Here is an 18,053-nt window from a genome sequence, read left to right as displayed (position 1 = left end):
GAACGGTGGGTATGATGAATTTTGAAAATACCGGGGGCAATTCTGCCCAGTTCGGCGATCTGACGGGCCTGCGCATGATGCGCAAATCCCCCCTGCTGGAGGAGGCCTGGCGCTATTGGACCTCGCTTCGGGAGGGGTCGGACCTTCCGCGTCGCGCAGCACTCGACCCGCATGCGATGCGGCTGATCCTGGGGCACGCGATGATCCTGGATCAGGTCCGGCACGGCACGGTGCGCGTCCGTCTCGGCGGCCATGTCATGCACGACCTGATGGGGATGGATGTGCGCGGCCTGCCGATCCGGGCCTTTTTCGACGTGGCCGACCGCACCCGCGTGGTGGACCAGATCGAACAGGTGTTCGATACGCCCGCATCGCTGGAACTGGACCTGATTTCCGATGGCAAGGAAGGGATCGTGACGGGGCGCATGCTCGTCCTGCCGCTGCTGGATGCGGCGGGGCAGCCGACCAAGGCGCTGACCGTGATGGTGACCGACCGCATGGTGCGCGACACGCCGCGCAGGTTCAGCCTGACCAACGCGACACTTGTGCCGCTGGCCGGGGCGCGGAATGGCGCGGGGCCGCAGCGGCGGCTGACCGATCACCATCTGCCGGTCGAGATTTCGGCCCTTGGGCTGGCCGAGGGTCAGACGCCGTTTCAGGCGCGTCCCTCGTCCGTTCCATGGTTGCGCGTGGTGAAATGACCGTCATGCGGGCCGGAAGTCCGGCCCGCTGAACGTCCTCTGCGCCGCACCGCGCTGCACCGATTGATGGAGGCGGTGCGCCCGACCCTGACGCGAGGCCTCGGCCTCGGTCAGATCGGCGGTGACCAGCGCCGCCAGACGGTCGAGCGCGGCCTTGCGGTTCTGATGCTGCGACCGGCTGCCCCGGACGACGACCACATACTCCTGCCCGCCCGGATCACGCCAGCGGGCCCGGATCGCGCTGTCGGTCTTGTTCACGTGTTGCCCGCCGGGGCCGGAAGCGCGCATGGCCTGCATCTGCACCTCTGCCGGATCGATGCGAACCTGAGAAGGTCCGTGTGGCAGGGCGAAGACCTGAACGAACCAGCTTTTGCGCCGATAGGCCGGGCGCAGCGGACTGGGGCATTGCCAGAGCACCGGCCCGGTCCAGTTGCGGGCAAAGGGCTCGGCCCCCGCCCCGGTGAGCGTCAGGATGGCCGACGACGGACCATGGGGTGCCGCGCGCGCCGCGACGTCCATGGCCAGACCCGACGCCGATGCCGCCGCTTCGATCACGGGGATGAGGTATCCGACTGCCATGCGGCATTCGGCGGGACCATTGCCCGCGCTGACCAGAAGCGTCGCGATGCTCATGCCTCGCCCCCTGTCCGGGCGGTCTTGAAGGTGATGCGTGGCACCAATGTCGCCAGCGGATGCGCCAGGTCGAACGCCGCCAGGTCGGCCACCACCGCCGCCGCATTCTTGTAGGCGCGACCCGATTCCTCGACCTGGAGGGCGCGATCCTCGCAGATGACCCGCCCGCCCAGGGCATTGCGCGTCATCGCCGCCAGATCGGCCCGCCCCTCGCGCATCCGCCCGTGCATCGCGGCCCGGTCATAGCGCCGCCCGGCCCCATGGCTGAGCGCGCCAAGCGCGTCGGGGTCGCGGCCTGTCACCGCCAGCAGGTAGGAAGCCGCGTCGCGGGACCCGGCCAGGGGGGCCAGACCGCGATCCGCCTCGGCCGCGCCCTTGCAGTGGAGCCAGCCGTTGTCCGTCTCGCGCAGGTGGTTGTGCGAGGTGTCGCAGATCAGCGTCGCTTGGCACCGCAGGGCCTGGGCCGCGCGGTCGGCGATCCGGGCCCGGTTCAGGCGCGCCCACCGGACCGCCGCGTCGTGCCGCGCAAGATAGGCCCGGCCCGCATCGCTGTCCGGGGCGAAGCCCGCGCCCCATTCCCCCTGAAGCGCGGCAAAGATGCCCGCGCCCTGTGACCGGCTGCCGGAATGAACCAGCAGGCAGAGGTCGCCGGTGGCCAGCGGTGCACCCGGTGCGACCTCGGCCACCTCCTGCACCTCGCAGAAGTGGTTGCCGCCGCCGATGGTGCCAAGGCCCATGGCGGTGAGGTCGGGGATGTCCGCCGCCGCCAGGGCCGCGTCGGCCCCGTCATCCGGCCCTTCGAGCATGCGCAGGCGCCGTGCCGCGCGGTCCAGGTTCAGCTTGCGCCCCGGCAGGTCCAGCGCGAACAGCGCCATGCCGCAGCCGATGTCCGGCCCGACAAGCTGCGGCCACAGACGGTCCGCCAGAAACGCCGCCCCCACGGGGCCAAAGCGCCCGGGGTGCAGGTCGGGGAAGGCCGCGATGCGGGACATGCCCGGCCAGCCCGCGACTTCGGTCAATTGGTCTTCGGCGCGGCCCTCGATCCAGGTGCCCGCGCGATAGAATTTGGACAGCTGCGCTACGTCGCCGCCGGTTCCGATTGGGGAATTGCCCATCGATACGATCTTTCATGTCTTCGGATACGGCCGGGTCAGGGCCGCGTCGACGGATCGCAAGTATTGGGTACGGGGCCTGTGCCCCTAGCTGCGACCCGCGCTGGAAAGGATCTGATGTACTGTCATGTTGTCCCCTCCTTCATGGCTGCGGGTTGCGTGGATCGGCCAGATAAGCGGAAAACGGCCCGCCGGGAAGTCCGACGGGCCGCATGATTATCAACCTGTGGCTTTTGCGTCAGGATGCGGCGCGCGCCCGCTCCTTGCGCAGGCCCGAAAGCTCTTCGGCCACGAGGAAGGCCAACTCCAGCGATTGCGACGCGTTCAGGCGCGGATCGCAGGCGGTGTGATAGCGATCCGACAGATCCTCGTCCGTGACGGCGCGCACGCCGCCGGTGCATTCGGTTACATCCTTGCCCGTCATCTCGAAATGGACACCGCCGGGGACGGTGCCTTCGGCGCGGTGGATGGCAAAGAACTCCTGCACTTCGCGCAGCACGCTTTCGAAGGGTCGCGTCTTGTAGCCGGTGGAGGACTTGATGGTGTTGCCGTGCATCGCGTCGCAGGTCCAGACGACATTGGCGTCCATCTCCCGAACCGCCTTGATCAGGCGCGGAAGGTGGTCGCCTACCTGCCCCGCCCCGAAGCGCGCGATGAGGGTCAGGCGACCCATCTCGTTCTTGGGGTTCAGCTTGTCGATCAGCACCTTCAGGTCTTCGGCGGTGGTGGTCGGGCCGCATTTCAGACCGATGGGGTTGATGACGCCCTGGCAGAATTCGACATGCGCGCCGTCCGGCTGCCGCGTGCGGTCGCCGATCCAGATCATGTGACCCGATCCCGCCAGCCAGTCGCCGGTCAGGCTGTCCTGACGGCAGAGCGCCTCTTCGTACTCAAGAAGGAGCGCCTCGTGCGAGGTATAGAAATCGACGGTCGCCAGTTCGGCATTCGTCTCGGAGGTGAGGCCCGCGGCGGCCATGAAGTCGAGCGAATCCTGAATGCGGTTCGCCATGTCGCGGTACTGCTCCGCCCGCTCGCCGCGCGCAAAGCCCAGGGTCCACTGATGCACCTTGTGGATGTCGGCAAAGCCGCCCTTGGAAAAGGCGCGCAGCAGGTTCAGCGTCGCCGCCGACTGGGTATAGGCCTCCAGCATCTTGGCGGCATTGGGGATGCGCGACTCGGGGGTGAAATCCAGCTCGTTGATGATGTCGCCACGGTAGGACGGCAGCTCGACGCCATCCTTCACCTCGGTCGGGGCCGAGCGTGGCTTGGCGAATTGCCCGGCCATCCGGCCCACCTTCACCACGGGCACCTTGGCGCCATAGGTCAGGACCATGGCCATCTGCAGCATCACCTTGAAGGTGTCGCGGATCGTGTCGGAAGAGAATTCGGCAAAGCTTTCGGCGCAATCGCCGCCCTGCAACAGGAAGGCGTCGCCCCGGCCGGCGGCGGCCAGTTCGGATTTCAGCGTCCGCGTCTCACCCGCAAAGACCAGCACCGGATAGCGCGACAGCTTTGCCTCCACCGTGGCCAGCGCCTCGGCATCAAGGTAATCGGGCATCTGCACCCGGGGTTTCGCTCTCCAGTCGGTCTTTGACCACGCCATGACAATATCCTCCGGCGATCATGTGAGGTTTTGCCCTAGCGCATCCGAAGTGCCGCCGCAAACGGCCGATGGGCTTGATCCGGGACAAAAGTTGGGATTTGCCCTTTATAGGGGATTCGAAGGGCGATATCGCGCCTTCCAGGGAATAGCCGCATGAGTCAGACCCAAAAAGGGCAGACGTCCGCACCAGCGTCGGCATCGGATCGACGACGCAGCTACGTTTTCGTCCTGCTCGATAACTTCACCCTTATGTGCTTTTCCAGCGCCATCGACGCGCTGCGCCTGGCCAACCGGATGTCGGGCCAGACGCTGTATGAATGGCGGGTCATCGGCGAAGGCGGGGCGGTCAAGCGCTGCTCCTCGGGGGTGGCGATCCAGCTGGACGGCGATCTGGGCGAGATCGGACGGGACGAGACGATCATTCTGGTGGGCGGCGTCGATGTGGCACGCGCCACGACCCCTCGCGTCAAGACCTGGCTGCGCCGCGAGGCCCGCAAGGGCGGCGTCATCGGGGGCCTCTGCACGGCGGCCTGGGCGCTGGCGTCAAGCGGGTTGCTGGACGGGCGAAAGGCCACGATCCATTGGGAAAACCAGGATGGCTTTGCCGAGGATTTCCCCGACATCACCCTGACCAAGGCGATCTTCACCGTCGACAGCAAGCGCATCACCACCGCCGGGGGCACCGCCTCCATCGACCTGATGCTGCATCTCATCGCCCGCGATTTCGGCGAGGATCTGGCGGCCCTGGTGGCCGATCAGCTGATCTATTCGTCGATCCGCACCGACCAGGACACGCAGCGCCTGTCGATCCCGACGCGCATCGGCGTGCGGCATCCGCGTCTGGCGCAGGTCATTCGCGAGATGGAGCAGGCCATCGAAGACCCGGTCAGCCCCGCGACCCTGGCCGAACAGGTCGGCATGTCCACGCGGCAGCTGGAACGCCTGTTCCGCCGCTACCTCGACCGCAGTCCCAAGCGGTACTACATGGAATTGCGTCTGGCCCGGGCGCGCAACCTGTTGATGCAGACGGATATGTCGATCATCAACGTGGCACTGGCCTGCGGCTTTTCCTCGCCCTCGCATTTCTCGAAATGCTACCGCGCGCATTACGGCACGACCCCCTACCGCGAGCGGGGCACCCACGCCTGAGGTCAGTCGCCGTCGGGATGGCGCGCGGACCAGCCGCCGCGCCGACCTGTGCGGGCCGGACGCACCAGCCCGTCGCGCAGAACAGAGGTCATCGGATGATCCTCGGGCTTGCCCTCCATCACACGCGGAATGGTCGCGATAACGTCGCCCGGCAGGCTGAGCGCCCAGTCGAGGAAGATGATCCGGCATTCGGCCTCGGTGATGCCTTCGATGCGGTAGGCTTCCGCGATCAGGGCCTTGGGGTCGTCTGGACCCTGTCCTTCCTTGGCCATCAGGCCTCCTCCAGGTTGTCGTCTATGGCACGCCGCGCGTCTTCGGCGGCCGTGTCGCAGGCATCTTCGACCGCGGCCGCATCGGGCTGGCCGATCACCCGCGCCAGAAAGGCCTCGCCCCCTGCGCCAAGGTCGGTCGGCGGGTCGCCGGGTGCCAGAAGCCGAAGCACCTGCTGCACCTGCGATAGCAGATCGTGCGTCCGTTTCAATCGCGCGCAGGCATCCTGCGGAAGCCAGCCCCCGCCCCCAAGCTGCGCCGCAAGGTCGCGCGGGGCCGCGCCCGAGATCAGGGCGTTGGCTTGGGCCGCAAGTTCGATGTCCTGCATCCGACCGGGCCCCGCCTTGACGGCCAATCCCTCGCCGGTCCGCCCCGCCTCTAGCAGACGCGCGCGCATGTCGGTCAGCGCCTCCAGCACCGCGCTGCGATCAAAGCGCGACGCGCGCAAGATGTCGGCGCGCACCTGCTCGGTGGAGCGACAAAGCTCCGGGTCGCCGACCACGGCCCGCGCGCGGGTCAGGGCCATGTGTTCCCAGGCCCAGGCCTCCGTTTCCTGATAGCTGCGAAACCCCGACAAGGGCGTGGCCACCGGACCCTGTCGCCCGGACGGGCGCAGGCGCATATCCACCTCATAGAGCCGCCCGGCCCCCGTGGGTGCCGTCAGCGCCGTGATCAGCACCTGCGTGAATTTCGCCGCCCATTGGCCCGCACCGATGGCCCGCTTGCCGTCCGATTGACCTTCGCCCCCGTCATGCAGAACAACCAGATCCAGATCGGACCGCGCCGTCAGCCGCCCCGCGCCGAGCGACCCCATGCCAAGCCCCGCCAGCCGCAGGCCCGCGACCCGGCCATAGCGGCGCGCCGTCTCGCCCTCGGCCAGGGTCCAGCAGGCGGCCAGCGTCGCCTCGGCGAGCCGGGCATAGGCGCGGGCGGCGGCGTCCGGTGTGGCAAGGCTGCGCAGCAAATGAACCCCGATCCGGAAATGCGCCTCCCGGTGCCAAAGGCGCAGAGCATCCAGCCCGGTCTCGAACTCGGGCGGAAGGTCAGGCGGCGTCCATTGCTCCGGCAGGTCGGACAGGAAAGAGCCGTCGATCACCGCATCCAGAACGCCCGCATTGCCCGCCAGATGGCGCGCCAGATCAGGGGCCGTGGCGCAGATATCGGCCAACAACGCCACCAGCTTCGGGTTGGCTTCGAACAGCGAAAAGACCTGCACCCCCGCGGGCAGGCCCCGCAGAAACCCGTCGAAGGCTGCGAGCGCCTCGGTCGGCTTGACGGCCCCGGCAAGCGAGCCGAGCAATTTCGGCCCGATCCGCCGGAAGATGACGCGCGCCCGGTCGGATCGCAGCGCCGGATAGGTCATCCAGCGCTCGGTGACCGCGTCGGCCCCTTCGATCGTCTGCTCCGGCCCGACGACGCCGCGCGGCCGGAACGACGGCTCGGTGATCGCCTCGACGGCGCGCATCCGGTCGCGCAGGTCGGCGACGAACGCCTTGGCATCCCCCTCGCCCATGAAACAGGCCAGACGCCGCAACCCGTCTTCATCGCGCGGCAGGCGGTGCGTCTGGGCGTCCTGCACCATCTGGACGCAATGCTCCACACGACGCAGATAGCAGTATTCCCGCGCGAGGATTTCCCTGTCGCGCGGCTTGACCCAACCCGCCGCGACCAGCGCATCGAGCGCGGGCAAGGTGCCGCGCACCCGGAGCGACGGATCGCGTCCGCCTGCGATGATCTGCTGCGTCTGGGCGAGGAATTCGATCTCCCGGATGCCGCCCTGACCCAGTTTCACATCATGGCCCGGAATGTCCCAATCGCCTGCCAGTCCCTTGTGGTCTCGGATGCGGCGCCGCATGTCATGCGCCTCTTCGACCACGGCGAAATCGAGGTGCCGTCGCCAGACGAAGGGGCTGAGCCGGTCGATGAACGCCTCTCCCGCCTGCGTGGCCCCCGCAGCAGCCCGCGCCTTGATCCAGGCGGCCCGCTCCCATGTGCGACCCATGGCCTCGTAGTACCGCTCGGCCGCTTCGGTTGACAGGACGATGGGGGTGGAGCCGGGATCGGGGCGCAGCCGCAGATCGGTGCGAAAGACATAGCCGTCCGATGTAATGTCAGACATTTGCGCCATCGCGGTGCGCGCCGCCTTGAGCAGGATCGCACGCGCCGTCCCGTAATCGTCTGACGCATAACGGGTTTCATCGAAAAGCAATACGATGTCGATGTCGCTGGAATAGTTCAGCTCATGCGCGCCCATCTTGCCCATGGCGACCGCGAAGAGGCCGCCGTCGCCTGTCACCGGCCCCTTGGCGTGGCGCGCCACTCCAAATGTCAGACATTTGGAAAGCGCCGCATCCGCGAAGTCGGTCAAAGCCGCCGTGGCCCGCATGACCGGCCAGACACCCCCCAGTTCCGCCAAACCGATCAGCAGGGCGGCGCGGCGCTTGGCCTGACGCAAGGGGGCCATGGGGTCGCCGTCGATTGCTTTGATATCGTTCAGGATGCTTTCCAGAACAGCCTCGGGCGAAGTCTCCCAAAGGAATGGCAGCCATTCCTTTTCGCGCCGCATCAGACCCGTGAGATAGGGGCTGCACCCGGCGGCACCGGCCACAAGGTCGACGACCGACGCAGGCGGCGCGGTTTCGTCCACGGCGGACTGCCCGGCTGACGTGTCGAAAGGTATGGGATGGCGGGTGATGGAACTGCGGAACATTGACCGAGATGGCCCCTTGGCAGCCTTGGCGTCAACAGGCAGATAAGGCCCATGAGCAAGTCATTGAAGCGCGTGATCGCAACGCTCGAGGCCCTGGGCCTGCCCGCCGATGTGGCGGAACTCGGCGATTGCCGGACGGCGGAACAGGCGGCGGCTTCGGTGGGCTGCACCCTCGATCAAATCGCGAAGTCGATCATTTTCGGTCAGGGCAACGGGTGCGCGCTCTTCGTGACGGCAGGGGGCAACCGGGTCGATGACGTCAAGGCGCAGGGACTGGCCGGGATGCCGCTGACCCGCGCCGACGCAAACGTCGTCCGCGCCACGACCGGCTTTGCCATTGGCGGCGTGTCGCCCATCGGCCATTTGACGCCAAGCCCGGTCTGGATGGATCCGCGTTTGATCGACTTCGACGTGGTCTGGGCCGCAGCCGGAACGCCGCGGCACGTCTTTCCGATTGCACCGAAGGATTTGCTGCGCGTGACCGGAGCCACGCTGGCCGATTTTACGTGAAGTTTGCCCGTCAAGCCGTTGTTACGAAAAGAGATCGTGACAGAGTTCAAGGCTGTCGATCAGGACATCGACTTCGGCCTTGGTGTTGTAGACCGCAAAGCTGGCCCGGCAGGTGGCGCTGACGCCGAGATGCTGCATCAGAGGTTGGGCGCAATGATGCCCCGCGCGCACGGCCACGCCTTTCTTGTCGAGCACGGTCGAGATGTCGTGCGCATGGGCCGCGCCGTCGAGCGTGAAGCTGAAGATCGCGGCCTTGGTTGCCGATTGTCCCTGCACATTCAGCCAGTTGAGACCCGCCAGCCGGTCACGCGCATAGTCGCGCAGCGCCGTCTCATGGGCGGCGATGTTGTCCATGCCAAGGTCCATCATCCACTCGAGCGCCGCGCCCAGACCGATGGTCTGAACGATGCCGGGCGTTCCGGCCTCGAACTTCATGGGCGGGTCATTCCAGGTAATGGTATCGCGGCCCACGTCGCGGATCATGTCGCCCCCACCCATGAAAGGCTGCATCTCGGCCATGCGTTCGGGTCGGATATAGACCGCGCCGGAGCCGGACGGGCCATAGAGCTTGTGCCCCGTGATCGCATAGAAATCACAGCCGAGATCCGCCACATCGACCGGCATGTGAACCGCCGCCTGCGAGCCGTCGACGACCACGGGAATACCCTTGGCCCGCGCGCCGACGCAGATGGTTTTCACATCAACAACGGTTCCCAAGACATTGGAAAGATGCGTAATCGCTATCATTCGGGTGCGGTCGGTGATGGCATCCAGAACGGCCTGCGGATCAAGATCACCGTTCACATCCGTATCGACCCAGACCAGTTTCACCCCAAGCCGTTCGCGCAGGAAATGCCACGGCACGATATTGGCGTGATGCTCCATGATCGACAGGATGATCTCGTCGCCCGCCTGAAGGCGCGGGGCGGCCCACCCATAGCTGATCAGGTTCATCGCCTCGGTCGTGCCGGAGGTGAAGACAATGTGATCCTCGCTCGGCGCATTCAGGAAGCGGGCGACGGTGCCGCGGACGGCCTCGTAATTGTCGGTCGAGATGGTCGAAAGCGTGTGCAAGCCCCGGTGAACATTTGCATATTCATGGCCATAGGCGCGCTGGATCGTATCGAGAACGACCTGCGGTTTCTGCGCCGATGCCCCGTTGTCGAGATAGACAAGCGGCCTGCCGTTCACCTGCCGGGACAAGATCGGGAACTGCGCGCGGATGGCATCCACATCAATCATTCGGGCGTCTCCGCGACGTAAAGGGAATTGAGCCAGATCCAGATGAAGGCACAGATCGCGACAGTGCCGACCAGGGTTTGGGCCGGGCCCGCCCCGATGAAACCGGACGTCAGACCCAAGAGCAACATGGCAGGTGTGACGGCGAGGACGGACCAGAACAACGCGACACGGGCGCGCAGGCCGGTGCCACGACCGCCGAAGAGACGCGCGATCTGATGCGACAGGAACGCCAGAATATAGAGAAAAACCGGGACGATGAAGATCCAGCCCATGATTGCGCCCGAGAAGAGCGCCTCGAATTTCGCATCGACCAGATCGGCGGGGATGGCGACGCCGACACGCTCGGCCTCCGACAGGATCGCCGCTTCGAATTCCGGATCGGAGGCGCGGGAGGCGCGGACGAGGCGCGGCAATTGCGCGACGAACCCCAGGACTGAGGCGACGGCGAGGTAGACGAAAGCGATACGCTCATCCACGCCCTGCGCGAGGCGCCCCACCATCACGGCACGGGGCCGGAGCCACGCCCGGGGAATGTCGCGGGTGACAGACACGTCAGCCCTGCGACAGCCAGTCGGCGAGGCAAGCTCCGACGTGTTCCCTGAGGCCGTCATCCTCGATCTCCTCGACCGCTTCGGCAAGGAAACTCAGCACCAGCAGATCGGTCGCGACCCGCTTGGGCACACCGCGCGAGCGCAGGTAGAACAGCGCCGTCTCGTCGATGGCCCCGGTGGTGGAGCCGTGCGAACAGGCCACGTCATCGGCATAGATCTCCAGCTCGGGCTTGGCGAGAAACTGGCTGTCATCGTCCAGCAGGAGGGCCTGGCTGATCTGGTAACCGTCTGTTTTCTGCGCGCCTTCCTTGACAAGGATCTTGCCCTGGAACACGCCGGTCGCCCCGTCGCGCAGGACCTTCTTGAAGACCTGGCGGCTTTGGCAATTCACAGCGTCATGGGTGACGAAAACCGTGTCATCGTGATGAAAGTCGCCCTTGCCGAAGGCCGCGCAGGCGGTCGTGCTCACGGCATTGTCGCCGGTCAGCTCGATCACCGCCTCGTTGCGCGTCATCTGACCATTTGCAGACAGGGTGAACGACTTGAACGTGGTCTCTGCCGCCTGACGGACGAAGACATGGGTGTTGACGTGCCGGTGATGATCGGGGCCCTGGATGCGCAGGTGATGCAACGCGCCGCCTTCGCCGATATCGACCTCGGTCACGGTATTGGCGCGAGCGCCGCTGGTGCCGGATTTCAGGAGGGTCAGCGATGCCCCGGCCTCGACCCGGACGACGTGATGCAGGATCAGGTCACCCTTCCCGACGGTGCGGATGTGGACGGGACGCGCGATCTTGCCCGTCGCGCGGATCACGACACCGTCGGTCGCGAATGCGGTGTTGAGCATGGCCAAGGGCCGCGGCACCGGCCCGGACCCCCGCATTTCTAGCACGCCATAGATATCGCGCGCCCAATGTATGTCCGCCTTTCCGGCATCTGAAAGACGCATGATTTCAAGACCTTCAGGCAGGTCTTCGGTCAGCGTGACCCTGTCGTCCTCGACCATGATCACAACGGCCTCGATCGCGTCGAATGGATCCGCCTGAGGTGTGCCGACGGTCGTTCCAGGATCGGCCTGAACCAGGGCCGCCGGGTTGGTATAGCGCCAGTATTCGTCGCGCCGTCCCGGCAGGCCGGTCGCCTTGACCCGGGCAAGGGCATTCTGACGCGCGCTGCCAAGCCAGCCACTTTCTTGCGGCAGGGTCAGGCTGGCAAGCCGTTCATCGGTCGCGTTTTTCTTCGGGTCGGCCACCATCAGGCCGCCCCTTCCAGCAGGTCGGCATAGCCGTTGGTCTCGACTTCCAGAGCCAGCTCCGGCCCGCCGGATTTGATGATCCGACCATCCGCCATGATGTGCACGACATCCGGTTTGATGTGGTCGAGAAGCCGCTGATAATGCGTGATGACAAGGAACCCGCGGTCGGGGGAACGCAGCGCGTTCACGCCGTCGGACACCAACTTCATCGCATCGACGTCGAGGCCCGAGTCCGTCTCGTCGAGGATGCACATTTTTGGCTCCAGCATCGCCATCTGCAGGATCTCGTTGCGCTTCTTTTCGCCGCCCGAGAATCCGACATTGACCGGACGCTTTAGCATCTCGGCGTCGATCTTGAGGTCTTTCGCCTTGGCGCGCACGATCTTGAGGAAGTCACCGGCCGACAGCTCCTCCTCGCCCCGTGCCTTGCGCTGCGCGTTCACGGCGGTGCGCAGGAAGGTCATGTTGCCAACACCGGGGATTTCCACGGGATACTGGAATGCGAGGAACAGGCCGGCGGCGGCGCGCTCTTCGGGCTCCATATCCAGCAGGTCATGCTCGCCCAGATGCGCCGTGCCTTCGGTCACCTCGTACCCGTCCCGGCCCGACAGGACATAGGAGAGCGTCGACTTGCCCGACCCGTTCGGCCCCATGATCGCATGCACTTCGCCGGCGGGCACCTCCAGGTCGATCCCCTTCAGGATCTGCTTGTCTTCGTCTTCGAGCTTTACGTGCAGGTCTTTGATCTTCAGCATTTTCTTTTCCTCGTCAGCGCCGCCGGGCGCGATGTTCTTCCAACTGAACCAGATCGCCGCGTTCCTGTGCGGCAATCGTGCGTTTTGCGTTTTCGGCCTTGCGGTAGCTTTCCGCATAGGCCGCCATCTTTTCGGCATAGGCCTCGTCCGCGCGGGTGATGCCATTGATCGCAAAGGCAAACACGACGGGCCCGAGCACCAGTCCCGCCAGGGCAACGGGATAGCCGCTGTGGGTCATGAGCAGATCGAACAGGCTTCCGAACACGGCACCCAGAACCATCGCCGGCAGCAGAAGGTGCAGACCCACCTTCGGCAGAACCCGCAACACCTCCAGCGGACCGGGGATCGTGAACGGCGCCCGCTTCACCGGCCGCCACCCGACCACGTTCCGGGTATCGGCTGAACAAGATCGTTGGCCATGCCCCTCATCAACATTGTCTTTCCTTGTCAGCGTCTTGCGAGGCGCAAAGAAACTTCACCCCACCGACCCCTCCAGCGAGATCGCCACCAGCGCCTGCGCTTCCATCGCGAACTCCATCGGCAGCGCTTGCAGCACTTCCTTGCAGAACCCGTTCACCACCAGGGCCACGGCCTCTTCCTCGTCCATCCCGCGCGAGCGGCAGTAGAACAGCTGATCGTCGTCCACCTTGGAGGTCGTCGCCTCGTGTTCCACGCGGGAGGAGTTGTTTTTCACCTCGATATACGGAACCGTGTGCGCCCCGCATTTGTCGCCGATCAGAAGGCTGTCGCACTGGGTATAGTTGCGCGAATTCTTGGCTTTCGGGTGCATCGACACGAGGCCGCGATAGGTATTCTGCGCCTTGCCCGCCGAAATGCCCTTGGAGACGATCCGCGACTTGGTATTCTTGCCCAGGTGGATCATCTTCGTCCCGGTGTCGGCCTGCTGCATGTTATTGGCGATGGCGATGGAGTAAAATTCGCCCTGTGAATCGTCGCCGCGCAGGATGCAGGACGGGTATTTCCACGTCACCGCCGACCCGGTTTCGACCTGCGTCCACATCACCTTGGACCGCGCCCCCCGGCAATCGGCGCGCTTGGTGACGAAGTTGTAGATGCCGCCCTTGCCGTTCTCGTCGCCCGGATACCAGTTCTGCACGGTGGAATACTTGATCTCCGCATCGTCGAGCAGGACCAGCTCGACACAGGCCGCGTGCAGTTGGGCCACGTCGCGCTTGGGCGCGGTGCAGCCTTCGAGGTAGCTGACGTAGCTGCCTTCGTCCGCGATGATGAGCGTTCGTTCGAACTGGCCCGTATTCTCGGCGTTGATGCGGAAGTACGTCGACAGCTCCATCGGGCAACGCACGCCCTTGGGGATGTAGACGAAGCTGCCGTCGGAAAACACCGCCGCGTTCAGCGTGGCATAGTAGTTGTCCGACGCCGGAATGACCGAGCCGAGGTATTTCTTGACCAGATCCGGGTGGTCCTGAATGGCCTCGGAGATCGAGCAGAAGATGACACCGGCCTTGGCCAGCTCCGCCTTGAAGGTCGTGCCGACCGAGACGGAGTCGAATACGGCGTCCACCGCGACCTTCCGGTCCTCTGCCGCGGGCTCCACCCCCGCCAGAAGCGCCTGCTCCTTCAACGGGATTCCGAGTTTCTTGTAGGTTTCCAACAGCTTCGGGTCGACCTCATCCAGGGACTTGGGCTTGACCGCCATGCTGGCCGGGCGGGCGTAATAATACTGATCCTGAAAGTCGATCTTGGGATAGTCGACCATGGCCCAAGTCGGCTCTTCCAGCTTGAGCCAGCGGCGATAGGCATCCAGCCGCCATTCCAGCATCCAGGCGGGTTCGTTGTTCTTTTCGGAAATCAGGCGGACGATATCCTCGGAGAGGCCCTTGGGGGCGTACTCCATCTCGATCTCGGTGTTCCAGCCGTGCTTGTAGGTGCCCGACAGGCCCTTGACCGCCTCGACGGTTTCGGCGTCGACGCCATCTTTCACGCGCACGTCCGGTGCGACGCCATCCTTGACCTGCACATCATCCAAAGCCGTCATGCCCGTCTCCTGTCCCTCAGGCGGCGGAACGTTTCCACGAACCGGGCCACCTGTGTTTGCGTCGTGTCCGGCCCCAGACTGACGCGGATCGCGCAGTCGGCCTCGCCCGGACCGTATCCCATTGCCGTCAGCACGGCGCTTGCGCGAACCTTGCCCGAGCTGCAGGCAGAGCCCGCGCTGACCGCGAATCCCGCCAGATCGAGGGCCATCACCTGTGTCTCGCCCTTCCACCCGGGGGTGATGAGGCAGGACGTGTTCGGCAAGCGCTTCGATTCCTTTCCGACTAAAATAGTCGGATTGTCCGCGCCCTCAAGACTTGTTTCTAGAAAAGTTCTAAGTTGCGCAACCCGGTCCCACACTCCGGCCTCCAGATCTTGCGCCGCTGCGGTGGCGGCCGCACCGAAGCCCGCGATGCCGATAATGTTTTCGGTGCCGGACCGTCGCCCCATCTCCTGCCCTCCGCCCCTTATCTGACTTACGACGTCCAGGCCCCGTCGGATCACCAGCGCGCCGATACCCTTGGGCCCGCCCAGTTTATGCGCGGAGACCAACGCCATCTCGACTCCGGACCAGTCGAAGGCCAGTGGCATCTTCCCAAAGGCCTGGGTCATGTCGCTCAGCGCAAGGCCCGCAGGCAGGTCCTGCAAGATCCCGGTTTCCGAGTTGGCCAGTTGCAGCGCGCTGCCGGAGGGGTCGGACACCGCGACCTGCCCCCGCGCATCGACGGCAAGCGACCCGTCGCCCCAGGCCGCGACGGCGTCATGCTCCATGGCAGATGTGGCAAGGCCGCGCCCCGCCATGGCCAGGGCCGCGCCCTCGGTGGCACCCGACACGAAGACGACGTCCGACGCAGAGGCCCCCATGGCCGTCGCGACCTCGGCGCGCGACCGTTCCACCAGGGCCTTGGCCGCGCGCCCCTCGCCGTGCACCGACGACGGGTTGCCGACCACGTCCATGGCGGCAATCATCGCGTCCCGGGCTTCCCTGCGCACAGGCGCCGTCGCGTTCCAGTCGAGATAGACCCGTTCGGGCATCCGGCCCCCTTCTCTGCTTTTGCAAATACTCTCGCGCGGCAGCGCGAAACCGCGTCCTATTCGTCGACGACCTGGAACAGGGAGGGCACCGCCGGACAGGGCGTCAACTCGTTCTGGACCACATCGGACAACCGCGTCTGGTGGAGAAACACATAGACATGCGCCGACAGCGATTCCCACAGACGGTTCGTCATTGACTGCGCCCGGCTGCCCGACAGGCCTCCGGATGCGGCAGCGCCGGTGTGCATGGCGCTGACCGTCTCATCGACGGCTTCCAGCACGTCCGACACACGGATGTCCGAGGGCGAACGGGCCAGGCGATAGCCGCCCCCCGGGCCCCGCACGCTCTCGACCATGCCGGCGCGGCGCAATTTGACGAACAACTGCTCCAGGTAGGGGAGCGAGATATCCTGCCTGCGAGAGATTTCGGCCAGCGAGGTGGTCGTCCCCGCCTGCTGCTGCGCCAGATCGGCGAGCGCGACCATCGCATAGCGACCCTTGGTACTCAGCTTCATGACGCCCCCTCCGATTGACGCCCCTGCCTGTCTGGCATACCTGCTGACACCGGCGACAGGGACGACTGGTTGACGGGGACTACCCCCTGGCCCGTTCCGCCGTCAACTCGCGCGTCAGACGAAGGAGCGACCATGCCCGAAGTGATCTTCCCCGGCCCCGAAGGCCGCCTCGAGGGCCGCTATCATCCCCAGAAGGTCAAGGACGCGCCGATCGCGATCATCCTGCACCCGCACCCGCAATTCGGCGGGACGATGAATAACCGGGTCGTCTACAACCTGCACTATGCGTTTCTGGAACTGGGGTTCACGGTCCTGCGCTTCAACTTCCGGGGCGTGGGCCGGTCGCAGGGCGAATATGATCAGGGCATCGGCGAGCTTTCGGATGCGGCCAGCGCGCTTGACTATCTTCAGGCGATGAACCCCAATGCTAAGCACTGCTGGGTCGCCGGATTCTCGTTCGGGGCCTGGATCGGCATGCAGCTTCTGATGCGCCGCCCCGAGATCACCGGCTTCATCTCGGTCTCGCCGCCGGCCGACCGCTACGATTTCAGCTTCCTCGCCCCTTGCCCGGCCAGCGGTCTGATCATCAACGGCGCAAATGACCGCGTTGCCCCGCCGACCGATACCCGCGCGCTGGTGGCCAAGCTGCACGAACAGAAGGGCATCACCATCACGCATACCGAAATGGAAGGTGCGGGCCATTTCTTCGAAGACCCCTACATGGACCCGATGATCGGCGATGTGCGGGACTACGTCGCCCGCCGCCTGACGGAAACGTCGCGCTGATCGGTTATCGCCACCCCCAGAGAGGACTCTGCCCGTGTCACTTGCTGACGACCTTGCCGACAAACTCGCCGCGCGCCTGATCGAGCACATCCACAAGACGGGCGATGAAGAGATGATCAACATCATCTCCAAGTCGATCGGCGACAGCTCCCAGACGTTGCAGGAAGCCTTCATCACGTCGATCCGCGTGCAGCGGGCAGCGATCCGGGCCGACGAACTTCTGGACGCGCGGATCCTGGAAAAGGCCGCCGAAGCGAAGGCCAAGGCCGCTCAACCGGACGAGACGGAGGCCACGGCAAAGGATGCCGTAGAGGAGGATGCCCCGATCCCGGAGCCCGCAAAGGCTCAGGCCGAGACCAGGGACGCGCCGAAGGAGAAGCCAAAGTCCACCGTCAGTCGGCCCGCAGCACGCACCGCCGAAGCGGACGAAGCCCGCAAGACGGCCAAGGCCGCCGAACCCGCGCCGAAAACCCCCGAGAAACCAGCGGAGAAGCCGGAAGAGAAACAGGCGCCAAAGGGGCCCTGGGACCTGGGGTGATGTCGCAGGATCACGCCGACCTCGACGCCCGCATGGCATTCCTGATCGAAGCGGATCGTCTGAAATCGGTGATCCGGGCGACCCGGAACGCCGACGGGGCGCGGCATGAGAACACCGCCGAGCATTCGTGGCACCTGACGCTCTTTGCCCTGACGCTGGCACCCCACGCGTCCGAAGGGGTGCAGATCGACCGGGTGATCCGGATGCTGATCCTGCACGACCTGGTCGAGATCGACGCGGGCGACACGCCGATCTTCGGCGAAACCCAGGGCCAGGCCGCGGATGAGGCCGTCGCGGCAGACCGCATCTTCGGCCTGCTGCCCGCGGATCAGGCCGCTGAATTCCGCGCCCTCTGGGATGAATTCGAGGCCGCCGAGACGCCGGACGCCATCTTTGCCAAGTCGCTCGACCGGTTCCAGCCGCCCAACCTGAACCTCTCCAATGGCGGCGGCAGCTGGACGGATTACAACGTGACCGAAGAGACGGTGCGCATCCGTGTCGGCACCCAGATCGCCCGTGGCGCGCCCGCCCTCTGGGACTGGCTGAGCCCCCGGATCGCGGCGTTCTTCGCACGGTAAACGGTTCGTCAGCCAATCTGCGAAAATTCCGGTATGCCACCGTATACCGCCTAGCGTCCGTTCGGCATTTGCGCTAGGACGCCGCAAATCAAAC

General features: G+C 65.5%; 19 protein-coding genes. 6 read left to right on the top strand and 13 right to left on the bottom strand.

The window, feature by feature from the left end; genetic code table 11:
- Positions 1–14 precede the first annotated feature (14 nt).
- Entirely contained in the window at positions 15–701 is a 687-nt protein-coding gene (locus BM002_RS00295) for a PAS domain-containing protein (protein WP_175484759.1), read from the top strand.
- 3 nt (positions 702–704) lie between these two features.
- Here BM002_RS00295 and BM002_RS00290 read toward each other — a convergent pair whose 3' ends face one another.
- The 3 genes from BM002_RS00290 to BM002_RS00280 all read right to left on the bottom strand — a co-directional run bounded on the left by BM002_RS00290 (position 705) and on the right by BM002_RS00280 (position 4,049).
- Positions 705–1,334, bottom strand: a complete 630-nt coding sequence (locus tag BM002_RS00290; protein WP_092776005.1) for a peptide chain release factor-like protein — start codon at positions 1,332–1,334, stop codon at positions 705–707.
- Entirely contained in the window at positions 1,331–2,449 is a 1,119-nt protein-coding gene (locus BM002_RS00285; protein ID WP_092775936.1) for an RtcB family protein, read from the bottom strand. The genes BM002_RS00290 and BM002_RS00285 overlap by 4 nt, the downstream gene beginning before the upstream one ends.
- A 235-nt stretch (positions 2,450–2,684) precedes the next feature.
- Entirely contained in the window at positions 2,685–4,049 is a 1,365-nt protein-coding gene (locus BM002_RS00280; RefSeq protein WP_092775933.1) for a class II 3-deoxy-7-phosphoheptulonate synthase, read from the bottom strand.
- Positions 4,050–4,202: 153 nt separating this feature from the next.
- On the opposite strand from BM002_RS00280, the gene BM002_RS00275 reads away from it, so the two are divergent.
- Positions 4,203–5,198, top strand: a complete 996-nt coding sequence (locus tag BM002_RS00275) for a GlxA family transcriptional regulator (RefSeq protein ID WP_092775930.1) — start codon at positions 4,203–4,205, stop codon at positions 5,196–5,198.
- Positions 5,199–5,200: 2 nt separating this feature from the next.
- On the opposite strand, the gene BM002_RS00270 is transcribed toward BM002_RS00275, so the two are convergent.
- Together BM002_RS00270 and BM002_RS00265 are read right to left on the bottom strand one after the other, a co-directional pair.
- Positions 5,201–5,470 (bottom strand): hypothetical protein, encoded by a 270-nt coding sequence (locus BM002_RS00270; protein WP_092775926.1) that lies wholly within the window; start codon positions 5,468–5,470, stop codon positions 5,201–5,203.
- Positions 5,470–8,178, bottom strand: a complete 2,709-nt coding sequence (locus tag BM002_RS00265; RefSeq protein WP_092775923.1) for a [protein-PII] uridylyltransferase family protein — start codon at positions 8,176–8,178, stop codon at positions 5,470–5,472. The genes BM002_RS00270 and BM002_RS00265 overlap by 1 nt, the downstream gene beginning before the upstream one ends.
- Before the next feature lie 51 nt (positions 8,179–8,229).
- On the opposite strand from BM002_RS00265, the gene BM002_RS00260 reads away from it, so the two are divergent.
- Complete coding sequence (locus tag BM002_RS00260; protein WP_092775920.1) at positions 8,230–8,688, top strand: YbaK/EbsC family protein; 459 nt, start codon at positions 8,230–8,232, stop codon at positions 8,686–8,688.
- Positions 8,689–8,709: 21 nt separating this feature from the next.
- Here the strand turns inward: BM002_RS00260 and BM002_RS00255 are convergent, their stop codons facing one another.
- The 8 genes from BM002_RS00255 to iscR all read right to left on the bottom strand — a co-directional run bounded on the left by BM002_RS00255 (position 8,710) and on the right by iscR (position 16,057).
- The gene (locus tag BM002_RS00255; RefSeq protein ID WP_092775915.1) at positions 8,710–9,930 is read right to left on the bottom strand and encodes a cysteine desulfurase; all 1,221 of its coding nucleotides are present in this window, start codon (positions 9,928–9,930) and stop codon (positions 8,710–8,712) included.
- Positions 9,927–10,481, bottom strand: coding sequence for a hypothetical protein (locus BM002_RS00250; RefSeq protein WP_092775912.1), 555 nt, complete (start codon positions 10,479–10,481; stop codon positions 9,927–9,929). Before BM002_RS00250 ends, BM002_RS00255 begins: the two co-directional genes overlap by 4 nt.
- A 1-nt stretch (position 10,482) precedes the next feature.
- On the bottom strand, positions 10,483–11,739 hold the full coding sequence (sufD, locus tag BM002_RS00245) for a Fe-S cluster assembly protein SufD (protein ID WP_092778512.1): 1,257 nt from the start codon (positions 11,737–11,739) through the stop codon (positions 10,483–10,485).
- Positions 11,736–12,491, bottom strand: a complete 756-nt coding sequence (gene sufC, locus BM002_RS00240) for a Fe-S cluster assembly ATPase SufC (protein WP_092775909.1) — start codon at positions 12,489–12,491, stop codon at positions 11,736–11,738. Before sufC ends, sufD begins: the two co-directional genes overlap by 4 nt.
- A 13-nt stretch (positions 12,492–12,504) precedes the next feature.
- Complete coding sequence (locus tag BM002_RS00235) at positions 12,505–12,858, bottom strand: hypothetical protein (protein WP_139212196.1); 354 nt, start codon at positions 12,856–12,858, stop codon at positions 12,505–12,507.
- Positions 12,859–12,966: 108 nt separating this feature from the next.
- Positions 12,967–14,508 carry a Fe-S cluster assembly protein SufB gene (sufB, locus tag BM002_RS00230; protein ID WP_092775902.1) on the bottom strand — a complete coding sequence of 514 codons (1,542 nt, stop codon included), beginning with the start codon at positions 14,506–14,508 and terminating at the stop codon, positions 12,967–12,969.
- Complete coding sequence (locus BM002_RS00225; protein WP_092775899.1) at positions 14,505–15,542, bottom strand: cysteine desulfurase family protein; 1,038 nt, start codon at positions 15,540–15,542, stop codon at positions 14,505–14,507. The genes sufB and BM002_RS00225 overlap by 4 nt, the downstream gene beginning before the upstream one ends.
- A gap of 56 nt (positions 15,543–15,598) precedes the next feature.
- The gene (gene iscR, locus BM002_RS00220) at positions 15,599–16,057 is read right to left on the bottom strand and encodes a Fe-S cluster assembly transcriptional regulator IscR (RefSeq protein ID WP_092775895.1); all 459 of its coding nucleotides are present in this window, start codon (positions 16,055–16,057) and stop codon (positions 15,599–15,601) included.
- Positions 16,058–16,189: 132 nt separating this feature from the next.
- On the opposite strand from iscR, the gene BM002_RS00215 reads away from it, so the two are divergent.
- The 3 genes from BM002_RS00215 to BM002_RS00205 are packed head-to-tail and all read left to right on the top strand — an operon-like array spanning position 16,190 to position 17,959.
- Positions 16,190–16,843: an alpha/beta hydrolase gene (locus BM002_RS00215; protein WP_092775892.1), complete on the top strand. Its 654-nt coding sequence runs from the start codon at positions 16,190–16,192 to the stop codon at positions 16,841–16,843.
- Between the two features lie 34 nt (positions 16,844–16,877).
- Positions 16,878–17,381: a hypothetical protein gene (locus BM002_RS19205; protein WP_175484758.1), complete on the top strand. Its 504-nt coding sequence runs from the start codon at positions 16,878–16,880 to the stop codon at positions 17,379–17,381.
- Positions 17,381–17,959 carry an HD domain-containing protein gene (locus BM002_RS00205; protein ID WP_092775889.1) on the top strand — a complete coding sequence of 193 codons (579 nt, stop codon included), beginning with the start codon at positions 17,381–17,383 and terminating at the stop codon, positions 17,957–17,959. Before BM002_RS19205 ends, BM002_RS00205 begins: the two co-directional genes overlap by 1 nt.
- Positions 17,960–18,053 lie beyond the last annotated feature (94 nt).

It is taken from the genome of Jannaschia pohangensis (assembly GCF_900113875.1).
Taxonomy (GTDB): Bacteria; Pseudomonadota; Alphaproteobacteria; order Rhodobacterales; family Rhodobacteraceae; genus Jannaschia; species Jannaschia pohangensis.
Note: the sequence above shows the minus strand (reverse complement) of the source record. Positions and strands in the feature narration are given on the sequence as shown.